This window comes from Stenotrophomonas sp. (genome assembly GCF_050737575.1).
Classification (GTDB): domain Bacteria; phylum Pseudomonadota; class Gammaproteobacteria; order Xanthomonadales; family Xanthomonadaceae; genus Stenotrophomonas.
This window is the reverse complement of sequence record NZ_JBOHXW010000005.1, coordinates 20,007-40,006: the sequence shown is the minus strand read 5'-3', so window position 1 is coordinate 40,006 and position 20,000 is coordinate 20,007. Positions and strand designations below refer to the sequence as shown.

The window sequence follows — 20,000 nt, the reverse complement described above, 5'->3', positions numbered from 1 at the left end:
GGTAGAAATGTTTGATTCCAGCTCTTCTCCCGTTTGCGGGGTGAAGGCATGCGGCCTACGAGCCACTGGCTCGTGCATGGTTGAACGCCACATACGCCGGGGCGCTGAGCAAGGTGTCCCGAAGGGGCGGATGAGGGCGCTCTCAACTTTGTCTGGGAGGAGCTTGGCGCGCACTTCGGGCCTCTTGCGGCTTATTCGTTTGGCTGGCTTCGATGCCCTCTCCCCAACCCCCGCTCCGCGCCCCGGCCTTCGCTAGACGCGAAGGCGCTAGGAGAGCAGCGAATCAATGATTCGCAAGCTGCTCTCCGTCGCCCCGCGAGGGGAGAGGGGCTTGTCGAGATTCGATGCCATCAGGTTGTGCAAGCAGGAAAGCAGCTCGCCGCCATCACTCCTTCGGCGGCACCACATCCTTGGCTTCACTGCCGAAGCTGCCTTCCGACTCCGCCGCCAGATAGGCGAACACCGTGTACGCGGCGACGTTCTGCGCCAGCGCCTTGGGGTCGATCTTGTCCAAGGTGTCGTCCGGGGTGTGGTGCAGGTCGAAGTAGTCGGTTCCGTCCTGCGCCAGCCATGCCCAGGCACCGCCCTTGGCGGCCAGCGGGCCAACGTCCGGGCCGGGGCCACCCTCGTTCGGGCGGTACTCGATGCCCAGTGGCGCCAGTGCTTCGCCGATCTGGCGGCTGGCTTCGCGGGATTCCGCCGGGTTGCCCGAGCCGGTGTTGAACGCATAGATGCGCCCGGCACCGAAGTCGCTTTCAGCGGCAATGTGTTGCTGCACGATCTCGCCGGCCTTCACCCGCGCCGCCGCATAGGCCTTGCCACCGTGCAGCCCCTGTTCCTCGTTGGCGAAGGCGATCACGCGGATGGTGCGCTTGGGCGCCTGCTTGAGCTGGCCGATCAGGTGACCGGCGGCCATGGTGATGCCGATACCCGCGCCGTCATCAATCGCGCCGGTGCCCAAGTCCCACGAATCAAGGTGTCCGCCGATCACCACCACTTCCTTGGGCAGGCTGCGGCCGGTGATCTCACCGATCACGTTCTGTGAGGTGTAGCTGCCGTCCCAGCCGCAATCCAGTGCGATGCGGATGCGGGTAGCGCCGCGTGCGAGCAAACGGTTGAGCTGGTCGGCATCCGGGCCGGACAACGCCGCTGCCGGCACCGGCGTCAGGCCTTCGTCAAAGCGGGTGATGCCGGTGTGCGGCATGCGATGCGAATCGGTGCCGGCCGAACGCATGATGTAACCGATGGCGCCCTTGCGGATCGCCTCGGACGGGCCACGGCTGCGCACGGTGCCGCCGATGCCATAGTCAGCGCCATCCCGCTTGCGGGTCATGGTGAAGTCGACATAGGCGATCTTGCCAACCAGCGAACCTTCCGGCGCCGCCTTCAGTGCATCCAGGCCCTCGAAACGCACCACTTCGGCTTCCACCGTACCGGCCGGGCTGCCGCCCAGCGCGGTGATGGTCAGCGGCTGCGGATGTGTACCGAGCACGACGGCGTGCTCGCTGCGGCGCTCCCACTTCGGGAAGGTGACCGGCTCGGTCCACACCTTGTCAAAGCCCAACGCCTTGAACTTGGCCTTGGCCCATTCCACCGCGCGTGCATCGGCTTCGCTGCCCGCCATACGCGGCCCGATTTCAGTGGTCAGCGATTCCACCACCTGCCAGCCGGTGCTGTCGGCCAACGCCTGCTCACGCAATTGGCTCGCGGTGCTCAGGGCGGAATCGGGAATACGTGTGTTTGCTGCTCCGGCCGAAGCGCAGAGCAGCAGGGTGGCAAGGGCAAGGGCGGTGCGGCGCATCTGATCAACTCCGGGAGTAGTCGGAGGAGCGTATCAGTGATCGTTTTGCTGGCCATGTGCAGTTGGTTTAGGAACGCGACAGAGCGTGGCGCATTTGCCACACAGCAAGCGATGACGCGGCCGACGGCATTGCCGTTGTATCAAATGCGAACAGTGGTTGAGATGAAGTGAGAGTTTTTGCATCAAGACATGCCTCCTCGCCCTTTCCGCGCAGTGATATCGCGCCATTACAAATGAACCTGCGCACCCACCAAATCGGTGGCACAGACAGGAGTACATGATGAGAGATGGAGCCAGCGCTAGCGCGCTGTTGTTGACGATTGCGATGGTGACGGCAGGCGCTTCGGCGCAGGCACATTCAATGGACGACGCGCGTTTTACCGGGCCGTTGCTTACCGCCAGCCCCGAGGCGCTGCCGCCGGGGATGTTTTTTGTCCAACCCTATGTGATCTATACGCGTACCGACGGCCGCTACGACGACGCTGGCGATCGACATGCGGTGGATGCGCGCAGCCGGGATTCAGCGCTCACCATTGTGATGACATACGGCATCCGCGAGCGCCTGAATGGCGAGCTGCAGTTCAACGGCGGCCGAGCATCCGTAGGGCAGCAACATGCCGATGGCGTGCGCATGGGCGACGGCGTGGCGCGACTGAAGTATGTGCTGCGGCCCGGTGATGCGATCAGCAGCAAGATGACGATCAGCGCCATGTTGAACCAGTCGCTGGCCACCGGGAAACATGACCGGTTGAACGACAACGTCCTCAACGGACGTGGCAGTGGCAGTCACGGCACCGGGCTCTCACTGCTGGGCCAGCAGGTGCTGTGGATGCCCAATGACCGTCCGTTGCGCTGGCGCTGGCAGGCGAATTGGACGCCGTCACCCAGCCGTGTGTCGGTTCATGACAGCAGCGTGTATGGCACCGATGCGGGCTTCGCGGGGCAGGCTCGACTGGGCGCTGGCCGCAGCGCGCTGTTGGGGATGGAATACAGCATCAATCGCAATTGGGTGTCGGCGCTGGACCTGACTGCCAGCAGCAAAGGCCGCACCATCGTCAGCGGCAGTGGCTTGAGCGAGGACGGGCAGCGGATCGGAGTTCGCCAGACAGGCTTGCGCAGCCGCAGTTTCAGCATTGCGCCGGCGATGGAGTACATCATCAACAACAATGTCGGTGTGCTGGCCGGGCTGCAGGCGTCGCTGCCGGGCGGCCGTAACAGTGCGTCCTATGTCAGCCCGATGCTGTCGATGACGGCGACGTTCTAGCGTGGCGAGATGAAGCAAAAACGGCCAGGCGCACTGCACCTGGCCGTTTCGTTGATGCGGAGGGCTTAGTGCTTGTTGAGGCTGTCGCGGATCTCGCGCAGCAACAGCACTTCTTCGCTCGGCTCGGCCGGTGCGGCCGGTTCTTCGGCCTTCTTGCGCGAGAGCTTGTTGAGCACCTTGATCAACATGAAGATCGCGAAGGCCACGATGATGAACTGGATCATCGTGTTGATGAAATCGCCATAGCCGATCACCACCGCCGGAATCTCCTTGCCATCGGCGCCGATCCTGGCAGCGGCCAGCTCCCAGGACAGGTTGGAGAAATCGACATTGCCAATCAGCCAGCCAATCGGCGGCATGATCACTTTGTCCACCAGCGAGGTGACGATCTTGCCGAACGCACCACCGATAACGACGCCGACCGCCAGGTCGATGACGTTGCCGCGCATCGCAAATTCCTTGAATTCGCTGATCATTCCCATGTGTTTCTCCAGAGTTTGCATGTAGGGGAGCCGCCGCAGCGTACTCCAGTGCGTGTCATCAGGCGATCACGCCAGTGCAGCGGGCAACTTCGCCCAGACGTGCATCGAAGCGGTCGCCCGGCTGCAGCGCAGCGACACCGGCCGGGGTGCCCATGAACACCAGGTCGCCGGCACGCAGCGCGTACAACTTGGACAGCTCATGCAGGATGTCCGGCACGTTCCAGATCATCTGGTCCAGCGTCGAGCGCTGGCGTGGTTGCCCGTTGATTTCCAACGACAGCAACAGCGGCGACAGTTCACCGACCTGGTCGGCCAGCACCAGCGTGCTGATCGGCGCGGAGTGGTCGAAGCCCTTGGCGATATCCCATGGACCGCCCTTGGCCTTGGCTGCGGCCTGCAGATCGCGGCGGGTCAGGTCCAGGCCGACGCCATAGGCCAGCACCAGCGACATCGCATCGTCCAGCGGCAGCACACCGGCCGGCGCATCCTTGCCCAGCGCGACCACCAGCTCGACCTCGTGATGCAGGTCGGCCGTGCCTGACGGATACGGCACCGGCGCATCGCCAATGACTACCGCATCGGCGGGCTTCATGAAGAACATCGGCTGGCCGCGCTCGGCAGCAGAGGCGGGTGCAGAAGCGCCCATTTCGCGTGCGTGATCGGCGAAATTGCGGCCCACGCAATAGATGCGGTGCACAGGGAAGGTGCCGCCACCGGCCACCGGCACGCGGGGCTGGGGCAGGGCGGGAATCAGATCGGTCATGGTGTTGTCCGCAGTGAAACGACAGCGAAGTCTAGCGGATCAGCCCCGCTGCCCAGCGGCACATTGCACGCTGCGGGTGACAGGGCGGAACTGAAAAGTTCGCACGGCGTGGGATGAAGCCGAGTTGGATCATTCCCAAAACAAAAGATCCCGCACATGGCAGGATCTTGAGGTGTTGGTGCAAACGGTGCAGGGGCGCCAGGCGCGCCGCGTTTAGTGCGCCTGCGGCAATGCCGCCTTGCGAACCACGCTGTACTCGGCATCGACCACATTGGGCGCTGCCTTGCGGGCGGCACGCGCCTTGCGCGAGGCCAGCAGCTTCCAGCCGATGCCGACGAGGATCATCGCCGCGCCGACAAACACGCCGGCCACGATCAACACCGCCAGAATCGCCAGGCCGAGCAGGCCCAGGACGATGCGCACAAGTGGATTGCGCGGCTTGCGCGGCGCGAACAGGTTGCGGAGTTTGGAAAACTGGACGTAGCGAATGTGCATGAAGATCTGGTGACCGTATGTCTGCGAAGGAGTATCGGTGCCGACGCCGGGCAATGCGTGAAGTTGTCGTTAAATTTTGGCCACTTAGCGGGCAAGACATGCGCTGAGTCATGCTTCGTCCATCTGAGTGCGACACGCATGCGACAATCGCGCCCCAGATTGATGCGGTGTTCCAATGACCACGATGCACTCCTCCGAAACTGAATTGGCGCGGCTTGAGGCCTTGCCGGATCAGGGTTTTCACGCGGTGACGGCCGTGCTCGATGGTGATGCGGAAACGCTGGTGCTGTACCGCGACGGTGACCAGGTGCGTGCGTGGTTGAACGTCTGCCCGCATGCCGGGCGCGCGCTGGACTGGGCGCCGGGCCAATTCCTGAAGAGCCGCGAAGGCCATCTGGTGTGCGCTGTCCACGGCGCCTCGTTCGAGTTGCAGGGCGGCGTCTGCGTCGCCGGCCCGTGCCGGGGCGATGCACTGCGCGCCGTGCCGGTGCAGGTCCGCGATGGGCGTGTGTTGCTGGGTTGAGTGGATGATCTGGTGTTCGCCGATGGCGGGTTTCGCGGCTTGAGCCGCTCCTGCGCGGGCGAGTGGATGCTCAGAACATGAGGTTGATCATCACCACGACGATCAGCGTGTAGAGCAGCGACAGCGGCCCAGCGACGCGCCACATTTCGCGCGGCGTGTACTTGGCCGGGCCCATCGCCATCGAGATGACCGGATTGGACGCGGTCATCAGATTGTTGGAGGCCGACAGCGCCACGATCAACGCGAATGCGGTGGGATTGCCGCCGGCCGCCAACGCCAGATTCACCGCAATCGGCACCATCACGATGGTCGCGCCGACGTGGCTGATCACCAGCGAGAACGCGGTGGTCAACAACGCCAGCGCCAGTTCCAGCGCCCACACCGGAATGCCGGCGGGCAGTTTGTCGATGGTGTGACCGGCGATCCACGCCGCCGCGCCACTGCTGTCCATCGCCCAGCCCAGCGGAATCAATCCGGCCATCATGAAGATGGTTTTCCAGTTGATCGACGCGTAGGCCTCGTCCATGCGCAGCACGCCCGTCAGCAACATGCCGGCCACGCCGGTGAGCAACGTCAGCGCGACCGGCAGATGCGAGGTCAGCGCGATGATGATGGTGATGGCGAAGATGGCCATCGCAATCTTGAATTTGTGCGGGCGCTGTTCGCCCTTCGGGTAGTCCGTGACCACCACGAAATCGCGGCTTTCCGCCGCCGCGGCCAGGTCCTGCCAGATGCTGTGGAATACCAGCATGTCGCCGGCCCGCAGCGGCGTGTTGCGCACGTCTTCACGGATCACCTGCTTGTCGCGATTGATCGCCAACAGGCTGATGCCGCGCTCCTTGCGCAGACGCAGTTCACCGGCGGTCTTGCCGATGACGCGCGAAGTGGGCGGAATCACCGCTTCGGAAATACCGGCGCGGGCCGGGTTGAACAGGTCGCCCAATTGTTTGAGTCGCGAGGACATGCGCAGGAACTGGTTCTGCGCGAAGTCGGAAACCTGCTGGCGTGGGCCCATCACGCCGAGTGCGCTGCCAACCCAGATGCGCATGTCTGCCGGCGGCGACAAACGGGTGTCGTTGCCGGTTTTCAACGCCAGCAACAGCGGCGCGTCGAACACGTTCTCGGCTTCGCCGACGGTCATGCCGACCAGCGGGCTTTCGGCGGTGACCAGCAACTCGAAGACATCGCCTTCGATGCCGTAGGCCTTGGCGAAATAGCTTTCGGTACGCGCCGGTGCCTGGCCGTCTTCGCTGACGCCTTCTTCTTCCTTCAGCTTGGCGCTGCCGTAGAAGCGGAAGTACAGCAACGAAGCGATCAGCAACGCCACGCCAATCGGCAGCGGCGCGAACATCCGCAGCGGCTCGATGGTGGCGGTGCCGGACGGCAGGTTGTTGTTGGCCGACATCAACAGATCGTTGAGCAGGATCAACGGCGAGTTGCCGACCATGGTCAGCGCGCCGCCCATCACGATGGCGGCGGAAATCGGCAGCAATTGCCGTTTGAGCGTGAGCGCGGTGCGCGACGCCAGGCGCGATGCCACCGGCAGGTACAACGCCATCACCGACGGGTTCTGCATGAACGAAGAGTTCAAGCCGGCGGTGGCGGTGGTCAGCAACAACAGCCGCTGCTCAAGCCCATGCGAGCGCCGCAGCAACCAGCCGGCCAATCGATTCAGCGCGCCGGTGCGGTCCAGCCCGGCGCCCAGAATGGTGGTGGCGATGATGCTCATCACCGCGTTACCGGAGAAGCCGCCGAAGATTTCCTCCGGCGCGATCAAACCGGTCACGCCCAGCACCACCATCACCACCAACGCGACCACGTCGGCGCGGATGCGCTCGAACAGAAACATCGCCATCGTGAAACCGACCAGCCCGAGAACGAGCTTCATGTCGGTTGTCAGCGTCAGCGCGGTGTCCATTTAGGGCTGGGCGATCAGGGAGCGGGGAATGGGGAGCAGGGAATGAAATTCCCCGCGCACATCAGCCCGTGCTGCGCGGCTTGCGCCCAGTTTGGTTCCCGTAGAGCAGGAAGCTGTCATTACGCCTCCATTCCCGATTCCCCGTTCCCGGTTTCCGGCTTGTCATACAGCAGATCCCACACGCCGTGGCCGAGCTTCTGGCCGCGGGTTTCAAAGTGGGTCTGCGGGCGCCAATCCGGGCGCGGCACGCTGCCGCGCGGGCCGGCGCGATTGACCAGGCCAGCGGTGGCATCCAGCACGTCCCACATCTGCTCGGCGTAATCGGCCCAGTCGGTGGCGCAATGCAGGCGACCGCCGGGGCGCAGCTTGCGCACCAGCAACTCGGCGAACGCCGGCTGCAGCAGGCGGCGCTTGTTGTGGCGCTTCTTGTGCCACGGATCGGGGAAGTAGATGCGCACTTCGTCCAGCGCACCGTCGGCGATTTCCTTCTCCAGCACTTCCACCGCATCGTGGTGATAGAGCTTGACGTGGTCGGCGTTGTCATCGGCCAAGGCATTGAGCAGGCGACCAACGCCCGGCGCATGCACTTCGATGCCGATGTAATCCTTGGATGGATCGAACTGCGCCGCATAACGCAGCGCCGCACCGTTGCCGAAGCCGATTTCCAGCACCTTGGGCGCACTGCGGCCGAAGGTGGCGTCGAGGTCGCGCGGCTGCCCATCGAAGTCGATGCCGAAGCGCGGCCAGCGGTCGTCGAACGCGCGTTGCTGGGCAGGCGTGAAGCGGCCCTGGCGCAGCACGAAGCTGCGAACCTCGCGGCGGCCTTCGGTCACGGTGAAGGGCTTGGGCGGTGCCTTGGAACCGGCGCTGTCAAAAGGATTGGTCATCAGCCGATCAACCCATCAAGCGGCGAGGACGCATTGGCGTAACGCTTGCGCGGAATGCGGCCGGCCAGGAAGGCCTCGCGGCCGGCTTCCACGGCCTTGCGCATGGCGCTGGCCATCAGTACCGGATTGCGGGCGCCGGCGATGGCGGTGTTCATCAGCACGCCGTCGCAGCCCAGCTCCATTGCAATGGCAGCGTCCGAAGCGGTGCCGACGCCGGCATCGACGATGATCGGCACCTTGGCGTTTTCGATGATCTCGATCAGGTTGTACTTGTTCTGGATGCCCAGACCGGAGCCGATCGGCGCGGCCAGCGGCATCACCGCAGCGCAGCCGATTTCTTCCAGGCGCTTGGCCAGGATCGGATCGTCGGAGGTGTAGACCATGACGTCAAAGCCGTCCTTGACCAGCTGTTCGGCCGCCTTGAGGGTGGCGATCACATCCGGATAAAGGGTTTTCTGGTCGCCCAGCACTTCCAGCTTGGTCAGGTTGTGGCCGTCCAGCAGTTCACGGGCCAGACGGCAGGTGCGCACCGCGTCTTCGGCGGTATAGCAGCCGGCGGTGTTGGGCAGGATGGCGTAGCGGTCCGGCGGCAGCACGTCGAGCAGATTGGGCTCGCCCGGGTTCTGGCCAATGTTGGTGCGGCGGATCGCAACGGTGACGATCTGGGCGCCAGCGGCTTGGGTGGCCAGGCGGGTTTCTTCCAGATCCTTGAACTTGCCGGTGCCGGTCAGCAGCCGGGAGGAATAGGTTTTGCCGGCGATGACCAGCGAATCAGTAGGAGCATTTGCGTTCATGCGCCGAATTATCACCCATCACGGCCGTCAAATGCCTCGCATCGCTCGGTAGCCGTGGCTCGAAACCGTGAAGCTGACACAGTCTCCAACGCCGGATACCGCATTGCCCAATCAGAAGAGCGTCCTGCTTTTCAGTTCGTCGGTTTCGCGCCCAAGGGCGCTCCCGCGGCAGCCCGTGCTCAGCCGCCGCCCAGCGCGTGCACGATTTCGACCACATCGCCGTCCTGCAATTGGTACTCGCCGTGCTGGCTGCGCGGCACGATTTCCTGGTTGACCTCAATCGCCACACGGCGCTCGGCCAAGCCCTCGGCAGCCAGCAGTTCGATCAGGGTCAGCGGGGCGGGAAGCGGGCGGGTTTCGCCGTTGAGTTGGATGTTCATGCGGGCATTTTCGCCAGTGCCACCACAAAAGCCCAGCGGTCTTGCGGCGGCGCAGCGTGTGACTCTTACGCCGGAATGAAAAACTAACACCGTGCGGCGGCGTATGCCGCCGTTTCCCTCACGTCAGGAGTTTCACATGTCCCTTGTTTCCCGCCCGCTGCGTTCGGTCATCGCCGTCGCAATTGCCTTGGCCGCCGTGCCGGCCATGGCGCAGTCACCGTTCTCCAAGACCGTGTTCTTCGGCGACAGCCTGACCGACACTGGCTACTTTCGCCCGTTATTGATGAAGCAGGACCCGAACGCCGCCATCGTCGGCCGCTTCACCACCAACCCGGGCTGGGTGTGGGCCGACTATCTGGCCGACCATTACGGCACCAATTCCCAGCCCAACGGCAACGGCCAGACCGGCGACAACTACGCCGTCGGCGGCGCCCGCGTGGGCGTGGATGACGTCGGCCAGTTGGGTCTGACCCCGTCGCTGAAGACTCAGGCCGCCGGTTACCTGGCAGCCAATGGCGGCAAGGCAGACGCCAATGCGCTGTACACCGTGTGGGGCGGCCCGAACGATTTGTTCGCCGCGCAGGCGGCACCCGCACAGGCGCAGGCCATCATCGGTGCGGCGGTGACGGACCAGATCACCTTGGTCGGCGGTTTGAAGGCTGCTGGCGCGGACTATGTGCTGGTGCCCAATCTGCCGGATATCGGCCTGACACCGATGGCGCGTGCCGGTGGTGCACAGGGCATGGGCCAGGCCACGGCCATCGCCAAGCTCTACAACGACGCGCTGTATGGCGGGCTGAAGCAGGCGGGTATTGAATTCATCCCGCTGGATACCTTCACCATCCTGCAGGAAATCGTCGCGACGCCGGGTGCCTACGGCTTCACCAACGTCACCGACATGGCCTGCACCTCGATATCGTCGCTGACCTGCAACCCGCTGACCCTCGTCAACCCGAACGCCGCCGACACCTATGTGTTTGCCGACGGCGTGCACCCGTCCACCGCGGCGCACCGGATTCTCGGTGAGTACGCCATCTCGGTGCTGGAAGCACCGCGTTTCCAGCAGATCCTGAGCCACTCGGCGCAGACCACCGGCCGCGCGCGCGCCGATCAGGTCAGCATGCATCTGGCGGGCCGTCCGGACGATGGCCTGGCCTGGTGGGGCAACCTGCGTGGCGACATGCAGCGCTACGCCCACGCTGACCTGTACGACGGCATGGCACCGGCCGGCTTGTTCGGTGTGGATTGGGCGCGTGACGGCATGGTCGTCGGCGGCTTCGCCGGCTATGGCCGCATGAACGCCGACTTCGGCAACAACAAGGGCGACTTCACCCAGGATGACACCACGCTGGGTCTGTTCGCAGGCTGGTACGGCGACAACATGTGGGTCAACGGCCAGCTCAGCTACAGCTGGCTGGGCTACGACGTGACCCGCAAGGTCCAGCTCGGCCCGGCGACCCGCGAGCACACCGGTTCGCCGGACGGCAGCAACCTGACCGCCGCGATCAACGCCGGCTACGAGTTCGGCCAGCAGGGCGGTTTCCGTCACGGGCCGGTGGCTGCGGTGATCTGGCAGAAGGTCAAGCTCGACGGCTACACCGAGAGCAACACCAGCGCCACCGCGCTGGGTTACGGCGACCAGGACGTCGACTCGACGGTTGGCCGTCTGGGCTGGCAGGCACGCTTCGACGGCGGCACCGTGCAGCCGTATGTGCAGGTCACCTATGACCACGAGTTCGAGGATGGCAAGCAGGCCAGCGCGTGGCTGCAGACCGTGGCCGACGTCGGCAGCTACAAAGTGCCGGGCCTGACGTTCGACCGCGACTACGCAACAGCCGTACTCGGTGCGCGTGTGACCTTGTGGGGGCTGAACAGCAACATCGGCCTGAGCACCACCACGCTGCAGAAGTCCGCACGTGACGCCACGCTGTTCGCCAGCTTCAGCGGCGGCTTCTAAGCGCAACGTAGGACCAGACGCAGTGCGAATACAGGAAAGGCAGCGGCTACCGCTGCCTTTCTCTGTTTGTCGCTGTTAGCGGCTTCCCGGCGCTGTCGCGCTTGCCCAGAATGGGCCGGGCCGCATAGACTTGCCACGCTGTGCGGGTGTAGCTCAATGGTAGAGCAGAAGCTTCCCAAGCTTACGACGAGGGTTCGATTCCCTTCACCCGCTCCACCGCATGCAGCGGTTCAATCTCTGGCGTTTTCCGCCACTGGCCCTTGCCATTGCATCGGCCGCAAACCTCCTCTCGTGGTGTCTTGGCTCCGCCCGCTTCGGCGCGGTGATGACGGCGTTTGCGATCTTCGTCATGGCCCGCGTGCAGCGCGCTATGCTGCGCGCCTCCTGCTCGGCATCGCCGTGATGAAACTCGCCATCCTCTCCCGCAACAGCAAGCTCTATTCCACCCGACGCCTGGTTGAAGCCGGTCGTGCACGCGGCCACACGGTGCGGATTCTTGATCCCCTGCGTTGCTATATGCGGATCACCGCCGATGGCTTCGGCATGCATTACAAGGGCAAGCCGCTGACCGGCTTTGATGCGGTGATTCCCCGCATCGGCGCGTCGGTCACCCGCTATGGCACGGCGGTACTGCGTCAGTTCGAGATGATGGGCACGCGCACGCCCAATCCTTCCGACGCGATCCTGCGCGCGCGCGACAAACTACGGGCGCACCAGATACTGGCCGCCAAAGGCATCGACATGCCGGTCACGGTGTTCGGCGACAACCCGGATGACACCGACGACTTGCTCTCCATGCTCGGTCCGCCACCGCACGTGGTGAAGCTCAGTGAAGGCACGCAGGGCAGGGGCGTGATCCTCACCGAGAAGCTCAGCGCTTCCAAGGGCACGGTCGAGGCCTTGCGTGGCCTGTATGCCAACTTCCTGGTGCAGGAGTTCATCGCCGAAGCGCAGGGCGCGGACCTGCGCTGCCTGGTGGTGGGCGACCGGGTGGTGGCGACCATGCGCCGCCAGGCCCAGGACGGCGACTTCCGCTCCAACCTGCATGCCGGCGGCACCGCCGATGCGGTGGTCTGCAGCAAGGCCGAGCAACAGGTGGCGGTGCGTTCAGCACGGGCGCTGGGGCTGGGGATCGCTGGCGTGGACCTGATCCGTTCCCAGCGCGGCCCGCTGGTGCTGGAGGTCAATTCAACCCCGGGGCTGGAGGGGATCGAGAGCGTTTCGGGCGGCGATGTGGCGGGGCAGATGATCGAGTACGTGACCCAGCTCAAGCGCTGAGGCGGCCCTGCAATTTGTTTGCATGGATTTAACAACCCCTTAATCCGCTTGGTTCTAGCCTGCACCCACTGTGCCCAGCCACTCCTCAGTGGGTCCGGTGATCGGGAATTCTTATGGCCCTGGCGGTTTTCGCCAGGGCCTTGTTTTATGGACGATAGTTGCTAAAACTTGGAAGCTAGGGAGCTCACACATTTTCTTCATAAGGGGGGGCGTATGTACTGCAAGTTGCTCATGATCGCTTTGATTTCGTTGCCGATGTCGTCTTTCGCAGCATCACATGTGAATGTGCCGCTTGAGGAAGGCAAGCCTTTCCAGGAACAGCGTGAACGTATCCTCGCTGATCTAGGCAAAGGAGAGGTTTACAGTGAGATTGATCGAGAGGAGCGTGAGCGCGTCATTGCAGCGCTTGATCGCATCAATGGTGTGTACCAGGAGAAGTCGGCGACTGGACTAGCCGAAACCGAAAAGTTGGCTGTTTTCAATGATCAGGAACTGGTGAACTCTTTGTTGGTCAAAGCGCGGGAAGATAGCCGTCTGATCTGCAGGAGGGAGCGTCCGGTGGGAAGCAATCGACCGCAGAACATCTGCATCACGGTTGCACAGCGTCGGGAAGCTCGTGAGAACGGAGTGGACGTGCTGCGCAATCAGCGGACGTCTCAGACCGCCGAAAAATAATGTAGGCATGCGGAACTCGTCGTGTCGCGTCGAAATGAAACGAAGCAGAGGTTCATGTGCGTATTCTTGTAATCGAAGACAACAGCGACATCGCGGCCAACCTAGGGGATTACCTCGAGGATCGCGGCCACACGGTGGATTTCGCCGCCGATGGTGTCACCGGCCTGCATCTGGCCGTGGTGCATGATTTCGATGCGATCGTGCTTGATCTCAATCTGCCGGGCATGGACGGGATCGAAGTCTGCCGCAAGCTGCGCAACGATGCGCGCAAGCAGACGCCAGTGCTGATGCTCACCGCGCGTGATTCGCTGGACAACAAGTTGGCCGGCTTTGACTCCGGCGCTGATGACTACCTGATCAAGCCGTTCGCACTGCAGGAAGTAGAGGTGCGCCTCAACGCACTGTCACGTCGCGGCAAGGGCACGCATACCCGCGTGCTGGAAGTCGGTGATCTGGAATACAACCTGGACACGCTGGAAGTGCGGCGCCAAGGCAAGCTGCTGCAGCTCAATCCCACCGCGCTGAAGATCCTGCAGGCCTTGATGGAAGCTTCGCCCGCCGTGGTTACCCGGCAAGAGCTGGAAACCCGCGTTTGGGGCGAGGAGCTTCCGGATTCGGATTCGCTGCGCGTGCATATCCACGGACTGCGTGCCGTGGTGGACAAGCCGTTCGACGTGCTGATGATCCAGACCCGTCATGGCATCGGCTATCGCATCTGCGCCCCCGATGCCTGAAGCCGCATTGTCTGAGCCTGTCCGCAAGCGGGGGCGTTATCGCCGCCGCCTGCGCAGCCGCATCATCGTCTCCTTCGTGCTGTTGGGCTTCTGCCTGACGGCACTGTTTGCGTTTGCGACGAACTGGGCACGGATGCGCGTGGAAAATCAGTTGGTCGAAGACGTGATGAATCGAAACATCGACGAGTATGCGCGTCGATTTTACGTCGATCCGGGGCGTAGTCCGGACTTGCCGGTTCAGCAGATCCGAGCTTATGCGTACCCCCAAGACAAATTTGAGCGGGTGCGTGAAGAGCGGCCGGAATGGGCTGCGCTGCCGAATGGAAATCACAACGTAAGCGGGATCGACGAACAAGGCCTGCCTTTCTCGTACAAGTTGGCGGTGCGAAAAACGTCGGACGCTTGGTTTTTCCTTGCGTATGACATGACCGAAAGCATTCGCGGCGAACAACAACTCAAGCGCGCGCTGTTCTTCTCGGTGATTGTTTTCAGTTTGTTGTCGTTGGTGCTGGGTTGGTGGTCCGCATCACGCGTGATGCGTCCGGTGTCGGATCTGGCCGCGCGCCTGCGCGCCTTTCGCGGTGGCAATACGCATCCGGAGCCCTTGGCGCCACGCTTCCCGGACGATGAAGTCGGGCAGCTGGCAGAGGCGCTGGATGATTATTCTTCGCGCCTGACCGAAGTGGTGCAGCGTGACCGCGAGTTCAATGCTGACGTCAGTCATGAGCTGCGCACGCCACTGGCGGTGATTCGTGGCGCCACCGAGTTGCTGCTCACGCGACCCGGCTTGGACGAAAAGATGCTGCAGCGCCTGCAGCGCATCCAGCGTGCGGAGCAGCAATGCACGGATCTGATCGGCTCATTGTTGTTGCTGTCGCGCAATGAGCGCGGGCATGGCGCGAGCAATGTGGCGCGGGTGGGCGAACAGTTGCTGGAGTCGCATCGCGCGCAGTTGGGCGGCAAGCCATTGGAGCTGGCGCTGGAAGGTGAGCGGGATCTGGTTGTCGATGCGCCTGAAGCGGCGCTCTCGGTTGCGCTGGGCAACCTGATCGGCAACGCGGTCAAGTATTCGCAGGAAGGCCGCGTGTTGGTGCGAGTGGGTAGTAACGCGGTGGAAGTGATCGACACCGGCCCCGGCTTGAGCGAAGAGGATGCCGCCAGCCTGTTCCAGCGCGGCTATCGCGGCACCCACGCGGGCTATTCGCAGGGCGGTGGTATTGGCCTGTCCATCGTCAGTCGGTTGTGCACGCTGTACGGATGGCAGGTGAGCATTCGTCCGGGCGCCGAGCGCGGCGTGATCGCAACGTTGACGTTCACTCCAGGCTGAGGCGCTTCCGTTAACGAGGTCGGTCGCGGAGCAGGACGTAGCTAGATCGCTTGATCTCAATCGAGGCCGTTGGAAAACCAGAAGCGCTGATAGCCAGAGGTTCGGCTAGTCAGAAAGACCGAAGACCGGACGTCATAGAAATGCCGGCTTTTTCCCTTCTCCCGCATGCGGGAGAAGGTGGCGCGTAGCGCCGGATGAGGGGAATTTTTCGCTCAACCTCTTATGGCAGCCAACTCCCGATAACGCAGATCCAGCGTTTCGATATGCGCCTGCAACTGCTCCGGGTGCCCATCATTGACGATCACATCATCCGCCTGAGCCAGGCGCTGTGCACGACTGGCCTGTGCCCGAATCATACGGTCAGCGAGCTCGGCATCAATGCTGTCGCGTCGTAACAGACGCGCGTGCTGGACAGCTTCCGGCGCGTCCACCACCAGAACGCGATGCAGCCAAGGATAAGCCGCGCGCCCGCCGGCTTCGGTCAGTAACGGAATCGCCGCGATTGCGTAAGGACTTCGGGCTGTGTCGCACACCTCGCGAACTCGCGCGCGGATTGCCGGATGGGTAATGGCTTCCAGTGCTCGGCGCTCTTCTGCGTCAGCAAAGATGTGCTGGCGCAACCGCGCGCGGTCCAGATTGCCATCGTCCAACAGAACATCGGCACCGAACCGCTCGGCGATCTTCGCAAGCACGGGGCTGCCTTGCGCGACCACTTCGCGCGCTGCGATATCCGCATCGGCCACCACGATCCCAAGCGCCTCAAAGCGGCGACTGACCTCGCTCTTGCCGGAGGCGATGCCGCCGGTCAGGCCAACGATGAAAGTGCTCATGGGCGATAAGAAAGTGGTGGCGAAGGGCTTTCAGTAGTGCCGAGCAGCGCTCGGCAGCGGCATTTCCGATAAGGCATCAGCGGAGCTTGGCTCCGCTCTACAGGACGGTAAGGCGCAATGCTAGAAGCCTGCCAGTTGCTTATAGCTGTCAATCATCGGGTCGCCCCACATGAAAACTAGCCAGCCGGCAATGGCCAGATAGGGGCCGAACGGAATGGGCGTGGCACGGTCGCGGCCGCGCGAGTACAGCCAGATCGAACCGATGATGGCGCCAACCAGCGAAGACAGCAGGATGATCGGCAGAATGCCTTTCAATCCGCACCATGCGCCCAGCGCCGCCAGCAGTTTGAAATCGCCGTGGCCCATGCCTTCCTTGCCGGTGAGCTGCTTGAACAACCACCACACCGTCCATAGCGACAGATACCCCACGGCCGCGCCGATCAACGCCGGCTTGGCCGGCATATACAGGTTGTCCATGCTGCCGATCAGGCCCAGCCACATCAGCGGCAAGGTGAGCTGGTCGGGCAACAGCTGCGTGCGCAGGTCAATGCCGGACAAGGCCACCAGGAAGCAGCTCAGCACAATCGCGCCAAAGCCCTGCCAGCCGAAGCCAAACTGCCACACGCTGGCCAGCACCATCAGCGCGGTGACCAGCTCGACGATCGGGTACTGCAGCGAGATCGGCGCCTGGCAATGCCGGCATTTGCCACGCTGGATCAACCAGCTGAACAAAGGAATGTTCTCGTACCAGCTCAGCTTGTGCTTGCAGTGCGGGCAGTGCGACGGCTCAACCACAATCCCCGGCGGCGGCGGCTCATAGATGTCCGGCTCGCCGAGGATTTCGCGCGCATCGCGCTTCCACTGCCACTCCATGCGCTTGGGCAAGCGCAGGATCACTACGTTGAGGAAGCTGCCGACAAGCAGCCCCAGCGCCGCCGCTGCGGGATAGCCAATGGCGGTGTGCTGGTCGAGAAATGCCATAAGTGTTTCTACTCAGGTAACAGTGGCGGCGAGCTTGAAGATTGGCAGATACATACCAATCACCATGCCGCCAACGATGGTGCCAATGAACACCATGATCAGGGGTTCCAGCAGGCTGCTCAATGCATCGACAGCATTGTTCACTTCCTGCTCGAAGTATTCGGCCACTTTGAACAGCATGGTGTCCAATGCGCCGGCTTCTTCGCCGATGGCTGTCATCTGCACCACCATGTGCGGAAAGACGTTGACCTGTTTCATCGCCATGTTGACTGGATAGCCGACCGAAACATCGTCACGCATATGCAGTACGGCGTCTTCATAGACCTTGTTGCCGGTAGCGCCGGCGACAATGCCAAGGGCTTCCACTAGAGGTACGCCGGCCTTGAACGTCACGGCCGTCGTGCGGGCGAAGCGGGCGATGGCGCTGTTGTTCATGATTTGCCCGATGACCGGCACTTTCAGGATCAATCGATCCATTGCGTGCTGCATCTTGGGTGAGCGTTTGTACGCGAATATCGCTCCGCTGATCGCGCCAGCTGCAAGTAGCAGTACCAGCCACCAATAGCTGACCATGAAGCGAGACGCCTTCACGATCATCTGCGTGAACAGCGGTAGATCAGTTCCGAAGCTCTTGAAGATGTCTTCAAATTGCGGGACCACCCACACCAAGAGGATCGAGCTGACCAGGATGGCGACGGCGATAACGGCTGCCGGGTAGAACAGCGCCTTCTTGATCTTCCCTTTCAGCGCTTCGGTGTTTTCTTTATAAGTGGCGACGGTCTCAAGTACCGTCTCCAGTACACCCGCACCTTCGCCAGCACGTACCAGGTTGCGATACAGCTCATCAAACTGCACGGGGTGCTTGCTGATGGATTCATAGAGAGACGAGCCGCCTTCCAGGTCGGTGCGGATCTGCCCCACCATCTTCTGCATGCGCGGGTTCTTGTGCCCACTGCCGATGATTTCCAACGTGCTGACGATGGGAACGCCGGCTTTCATCATTGTCGCCAATTGGCGGCTGAAGAAGGCTATATCCCTGGGCTTGATGGTGCTGCCCGCTGCGCCAAACAGCGGTTTGGGTTTGGGCTTGACCACGGTAGGCGTGATGCCCAGGCGGCGCAGCTCGGCCCTGAGCAGGTTGACGTTCTTGGCGTCCTGCTCGCCTTTCATCTTTACGCCGCGCTTGTCTGTTCCCTCCCAGACAAACGGTTGCATCTGGCTGGTGTTGCGCCCAGCCGTCTCTTTACTGATCGCGTTGCGGGTAACGGCCATCATTTCTCTCCCCGTCCAGCCATCCCCAGGCCAGACAACAGCCGCATGGTAGCTGGTCAAGCGGCCGTAGGCACAGTCTGACAATAGGCTTTGGCGGCACCGGTCACATCAGGGCCCAGGTCCGAGCCATGGGCGGATGCCGCTTCCCCCGTCTGGGTGACGGTAGGTGGATGGGAGGCTCCGGCCGCCGAGCGGCCGGAGCCTCGCACGGAAGCTGCAATTGCAAATATCCCGGACGCCACCATACGGCCAGCTTCGCGGCGAACGCCGCTCCTGCGGTGTTGCCGAGACGGCGCATATCCGGCGGCTAGTCCTCTTCTGCATATGTGGCGGGGCCGCATTCCATAGTTATACCTGCAGGATGAGTGCGATCCGCCGTCAGTCCATTGCGCAAGGTTGCGTCACAAAGTGACGCAATAGGTCAGCCTGTGGCGCTGTTCCTGAATTGCACCATTGGGGCTTCCCTTCTTTATCGATGCTGCCATCATTGCTGACGGGGAGCAGGGGGCTGTTGATGGGTTGGCACGCAACCTGCTTTGTAACCCCATGCGAGCAGGCATGCGCCTGTAACCATGCTCACAAACCAAACCTCTAGGGGATGTACTCATGAAGAAGCAACAGGGCTTTACCCTGATCGAACTGATGATTGTGGTCGCCATCATCGCAATCCTGGCCGCCATTGCTATCCCGGCTTACCGTGATTTCATGGACAAGGGCAAGGTCAGCGCCTGTCAGGGTGAGGCGGCTGCTTATGGCAAGTCTGCTGCAGCCGCGGTTGTGGCTGAAACCACAATTCCGGATTACACCGCCAGCGCATGTGATGCCAGCACCACAATTGACTCGCCGACCGGTTTGGCAGATCTGACGGGTGACTTCACCGCTACCGCGAAGGACTCTGAGGCCACTGAGATTACCTGCAGCTGGGAAACACTGGCTTGCACTGCTGCTGCTCCTTAATAGCAGTGAAGGGATTGGGGTGATTTAGAGATCAGTTCCTGATTCTTTTGTAGTAGAACAAGCCCGCCGTTGGCGGGCTTGTTCTTTCAAGCTTATGGTTCAGAGGTCAGACCCTGAGTGCGGTCCCGATGAATGAAGGTTCGGGGAGAGCTTTGGGTGGCGATGATTTTTGTTCGACAGGAGGGGGTATGTCGCGCAGGATTGAGGCTGGTTTTACGCTGATTGAGTTGATGATTGTTGTTGCAGTCATCGCGTTGCTGGCTGCAGTTGCATTTCCGGCTTACCGGGAATACATGATCAAGTCCGCTGAGACCGCATGCCAGGCAGAAATGCGAAGTTATGCAGGCTTTGCATTGGCAAAAATTTACGATGACAAGACGCCAGGTCCATCGCCAAAACAGGCATGTGCTACCGCCGATGATGCGGTGGATTCAATCACTGATATCACTGGAACGCCGAAAGCACCCGGGGTGAAAGCCACGGTCTGCAGCATGAGCAACGCCAGTTGTAGATTGGATCCGTAAGCTGACTCGCGTGGTGCTTTTTTCCCAGAACCAAAAGGTTGGAGTGGAGTTGAGCAGCGTTGAGCTTTAGCTCTGACTGATTGCTTGTGAGTGATGCTGGCTTCCAGGCGAGTAGCAGATTCAGGGTTTGCAGGTACAGCCGAGCCATGCTCGGCTGG

20 protein-coding genes, 1 tRNA gene and 1 pseudogene are annotated in these 20,000 nt (G+C 62.4%); 11 read left to right on the top strand and 11 right to left on the bottom strand.

The window, feature by feature from the left end:
* Nucleotides 1-385: 385 nt before the first annotated feature.
* Nucleotides 386-1,801: a M28 family peptidase gene (locus ACREP4_RS10840; RefSeq protein ID WP_431596194.1), complete on the bottom strand. Its 1,416-nt coding sequence runs from the start codon at nucleotides 1,799-1,801 to the stop codon at nucleotides 386-388.
* Nucleotides 1,802-2,081: 280 nt separating this feature from the next.
* Here ACREP4_RS10840 and ACREP4_RS10835 point away from each other — a divergent pair, with 280 nt between their 5' ends.
* Nucleotides 2,082-3,065 (top strand): hypothetical protein, encoded by a 984-nt coding sequence (locus ACREP4_RS10835; protein ID WP_431596193.1) that lies wholly within the window; start codon nucleotides 2,082-2,084, stop codon nucleotides 3,063-3,065.
* 65 nt (nucleotides 3,066-3,130) lie between these two features.
* On the opposite strand, the gene mscL is transcribed toward ACREP4_RS10835, so the two are convergent.
* The 3 genes from mscL to ACREP4_RS10820 all read right to left on the bottom strand — a co-directional run bounded on the left by mscL (nucleotide 3,131) and on the right by ACREP4_RS10820 (nucleotide 4,805).
* Nucleotides 3,131-3,547 carry a large-conductance mechanosensitive channel protein MscL gene (mscL, locus tag ACREP4_RS10830; RefSeq protein WP_431596192.1) on the bottom strand — a complete coding sequence of 139 codons (417 nt, stop codon included), beginning with the start codon at nucleotides 3,545-3,547 and terminating at the stop codon, nucleotides 3,131-3,133.
* 58 nt (nucleotides 3,548-3,605) lie between these two features.
* On the bottom strand, nucleotides 3,606-4,310 hold the full coding sequence (locus ACREP4_RS10825) for a fumarylacetoacetate hydrolase family protein (protein WP_431596191.1): 705 nt from the start codon (nucleotides 4,308-4,310) through the stop codon (nucleotides 3,606-3,608).
* Nucleotides 4,311-4,523: 213 nt separating this feature from the next.
* Entirely contained in the window at nucleotides 4,524-4,805 is a 282-nt protein-coding gene (locus ACREP4_RS10820) for a hypothetical protein (RefSeq protein ID WP_431596190.1), read from the bottom strand.
* 184 nt (nucleotides 4,806-4,989) lie between these two features.
* Between ACREP4_RS10820 and ACREP4_RS10815 the strand changes: the two genes are divergently transcribed.
* Complete coding sequence (locus tag ACREP4_RS10815) at nucleotides 4,990-5,328, top strand: Rieske (2Fe-2S) protein (protein ID WP_431596466.1); 339 nt, start codon at nucleotides 4,990-4,992, stop codon at nucleotides 5,326-5,328.
* Between the two features lie 70 nt (nucleotides 5,329-5,398).
* Here ACREP4_RS10815 and ACREP4_RS10810 read toward each other — a convergent pair whose 3' ends face one another.
* The 4 genes from ACREP4_RS10810 to thiS form a co-directional block, all read right to left on the bottom strand.
* Complete coding sequence (locus ACREP4_RS10810; protein ID WP_431596189.1) at nucleotides 5,399-7,246, bottom strand: SLC13 family permease; 1,848 nt, start codon at nucleotides 7,244-7,246, stop codon at nucleotides 5,399-5,401.
* Nucleotides 7,247-7,365: 119 nt separating this feature from the next.
* Nucleotides 7,366-8,133, bottom strand: a complete 768-nt coding sequence (gene trmB, locus ACREP4_RS10805) for a tRNA (guanosine(46)-N7)-methyltransferase TrmB (RefSeq protein WP_431596188.1) — start codon at nucleotides 8,131-8,133, stop codon at nucleotides 7,366-7,368.
* A complete protein-coding gene (locus ACREP4_RS10800; protein ID WP_431596187.1) occupies nucleotides 8,133-8,927 on the bottom strand; it encodes a thiazole synthase in 795 nt (264 codons plus the stop codon). Before ACREP4_RS10800 ends, trmB begins: the two co-directional genes overlap by 1 nt.
* Before the next feature lie 179 nt (nucleotides 8,928-9,106).
* Nucleotides 9,107-9,307, bottom strand: a complete 201-nt coding sequence (thiS, locus tag ACREP4_RS10795) for a sulfur carrier protein ThiS (protein ID WP_431596186.1) — start codon at nucleotides 9,305-9,307, stop codon at nucleotides 9,107-9,109.
* 169 nt (nucleotides 9,308-9,476) lie between these two features.
* On the opposite strand from thiS, the gene ACREP4_RS10790 reads away from it, so the two are divergent.
* From ACREP4_RS10790 to ACREP4_RS10760, 7 genes are all read left to right on the top strand, one after another.
* Entirely contained in the window at nucleotides 9,477-11,264 is a 1,788-nt protein-coding gene (locus ACREP4_RS10790; protein WP_431596465.1) for an autotransporter outer membrane beta-barrel domain-containing protein, read from the top strand.
* 142 nt (nucleotides 11,265-11,406) lie between these two features.
* A tRNA-Gly gene (locus tag ACREP4_RS10785) sits at nucleotides 11,407-11,480 on the top strand.
* 4 nt (nucleotides 11,481-11,484) lie between these two features.
* Entirely contained in the window at nucleotides 11,485-11,667 is a 183-nt protein-coding gene (locus ACREP4_RS10780) for a hypothetical protein (RefSeq protein WP_431596185.1), read from the top strand.
* Nucleotides 11,667-12,542, top strand: a complete 876-nt coding sequence (gene rimK, locus ACREP4_RS10775) for a 30S ribosomal protein S6--L-glutamate ligase (RefSeq protein WP_431596184.1) — start codon at nucleotides 11,667-11,669, stop codon at nucleotides 12,540-12,542. The genes ACREP4_RS10780 and rimK overlap by 1 nt, the downstream gene beginning before the upstream one ends.
* A 231-nt stretch (nucleotides 12,543-12,773) precedes the next feature.
* Nucleotides 12,774-13,217, top strand: a complete 444-nt coding sequence (locus ACREP4_RS10770) for a hypothetical protein (RefSeq protein ID WP_431596183.1) — start codon at nucleotides 12,774-12,776, stop codon at nucleotides 13,215-13,217.
* Nucleotides 13,218-13,273: 56 nt separating this feature from the next.
* Complete coding sequence (locus tag ACREP4_RS10765; protein WP_431596182.1) at nucleotides 13,274-13,951, top strand: response regulator transcription factor; 678 nt, start codon at nucleotides 13,274-13,276, stop codon at nucleotides 13,949-13,951.
* Entirely contained in the window at nucleotides 13,914-15,278 is a 1,365-nt protein-coding gene (locus ACREP4_RS10760) for a sensor histidine kinase (RefSeq protein ID WP_431596181.1), read from the top strand. The genes ACREP4_RS10765 and ACREP4_RS10760 overlap by 38 nt, the downstream gene beginning before the upstream one ends.
* A 212-nt stretch (nucleotides 15,279-15,490) precedes the next feature.
* On the opposite strand, the gene coaE is transcribed toward ACREP4_RS10760, so the two are convergent.
* From coaE to ACREP4_RS10745, 3 genes are all read right to left on the bottom strand, one after another.
* The gene (gene coaE / locus ACREP4_RS10755) at nucleotides 15,491-16,108 is read right to left on the bottom strand and encodes a dephospho-CoA kinase (RefSeq protein ID WP_431596180.1); all 618 of its coding nucleotides are present in this window, start codon (nucleotides 16,106-16,108) and stop codon (nucleotides 15,491-15,493) included.
* A 120-nt stretch (nucleotides 16,109-16,228) separates the two neighbouring features.
* Entirely contained in the window at nucleotides 16,229-17,089 is an 861-nt protein-coding gene (locus ACREP4_RS10750; protein WP_431596179.1) for a prepilin peptidase, read from the bottom strand.
* 12 nt (nucleotides 17,090-17,101) lie between these two features.
* Complete coding sequence (locus tag ACREP4_RS10745; protein WP_431596178.1) at nucleotides 17,102-18,361, bottom strand: type II secretion system F family protein; 1,260 nt, start codon at nucleotides 18,359-18,361, stop codon at nucleotides 17,102-17,104.
* Nucleotides 18,362-18,967: 606 nt separating this feature from the next.
* On the opposite strand from ACREP4_RS10745, the pseudogene ACREP4_RS10740 reads away from it, so the two are divergent.
* Nucleotides 18,968-19,061 (top strand): annotated as a pseudogene (locus ACREP4_RS10740) (prepilin-type N-terminal cleavage/methylation domain-containing protein); the annotation flags it as partial.
* Nucleotides 19,062-19,506: 445 nt separating this feature from the next.
* The gene (locus ACREP4_RS10735; RefSeq protein ID WP_431596177.1) at nucleotides 19,507-19,842 is read left to right on the top strand and encodes a prepilin-type N-terminal cleavage/methylation domain-containing protein; all 336 of its coding nucleotides are present in this window, start codon (nucleotides 19,507-19,509) and stop codon (nucleotides 19,840-19,842) included.
* The last annotated feature ends 158 nt before the right edge of the window (nucleotides 19,843-20,000 follow it).

Coding starts and splice junctions, on each gene's coding strand:
- ACREP4_RS10840 (WP_431596194.1), bottom strand. CDS start 1,801: ATGCGCCGCACCGCCCTTGCCCTTGCCACCCTGCTGCTCTGCGCTTCG.
- ACREP4_RS10835 (WP_431596193.1), top strand. CDS start 2,082: ATGAGAGATGGAGCCAGCGCTAGCGCGCTGTTGTTGACGATTGCGATG.
- mscL (WP_431596192.1), bottom strand. CDS start 3,547: ATGGGAATGATCAGCGAATTCAAGGAATTTGCGATGCGCGGCAACGTC.
- ACREP4_RS10825 (WP_431596191.1), bottom strand. CDS start 4,310: ATGACCGATCTGATTCCCGCCCTGCCCCAGCCCCGCGTGCCGGTGGCC.
- ACREP4_RS10820 (WP_431596190.1), bottom strand. CDS start 4,805: ATGCACATTCGCTACGTCCAGTTTTCCAAACTCCGCAACCTGTTCGCG.
- ACREP4_RS10815 (WP_431596466.1), top strand. CDS start 4,990: ATGCACTCCTCCGAAACTGAATTGGCGCGGCTTGAGGCCTTGCCGGAT.
- ACREP4_RS10810 (WP_431596189.1), bottom strand. CDS start 7,246: ATGGACACCGCGCTGACGCTGACAACCGACATGAAGCTCGTTCTCGGG.
- trmB (WP_431596188.1), bottom strand. CDS start 8,133: ATGACCAATCCTTTTGACAGCGCCGGTTCCAAGGCACCGCCCAAGCCC.
- ACREP4_RS10800 (WP_431596187.1), bottom strand. CDS start 8,927: ATGAACGCAAATGCTCCTACTGATTCGCTGGTCATCGCCGGCAAAACC.
- thiS (WP_431596186.1), bottom strand. CDS start 9,307: ATGAACATCCAACTCAACGGCGAAACCCGCCCGCTTCCCGCCCCGCTG.
- ACREP4_RS10780 (WP_431596185.1), top strand. CDS start 11,485: ATGCAGCGGTTCAATCTCTGGCGTTTTCCGCCACTGGCCCTTGCCATT.
- rimK (WP_431596184.1), top strand. CDS start 11,667: ATGAAACTCGCCATCCTCTCCCGCAACAGCAAGCTCTATTCCACCCGA.
- ACREP4_RS10770 (WP_431596183.1), top strand. CDS start 12,774: ATGATCGCTTTGATTTCGTTGCCGATGTCGTCTTTCGCAGCATCACAT.
- ACREP4_RS10760 (WP_431596181.1), top strand. CDS start 13,914: ATGGCATCGGCTATCGCATCTGCGCCCCCGATGCCTGAAGCCGCATTG.
- coaE (WP_431596180.1), bottom strand. CDS start 16,108: ATGAGCACTTTCATCGTTGGCCTGACCGGCGGCATCGCCTCCGGCAAG.
- ACREP4_RS10750 (WP_431596179.1), bottom strand. CDS start 17,089: ATGGCATTTCTCGACCAGCACACCGCCATTGGCTATCCCGCAGCGGCG.
- ACREP4_RS10745 (WP_431596178.1), bottom strand. CDS start 18,361: ATGGCCGTTACCCGCAACGCGATCAGTAAAGAGACGGCTGGGCGCAAC.
- ACREP4_RS10735 (WP_431596177.1), top strand. CDS start 19,507: ATGTCGCGCAGGATTGAGGCTGGTTTTACGCTGATTGAGTTGATGATT.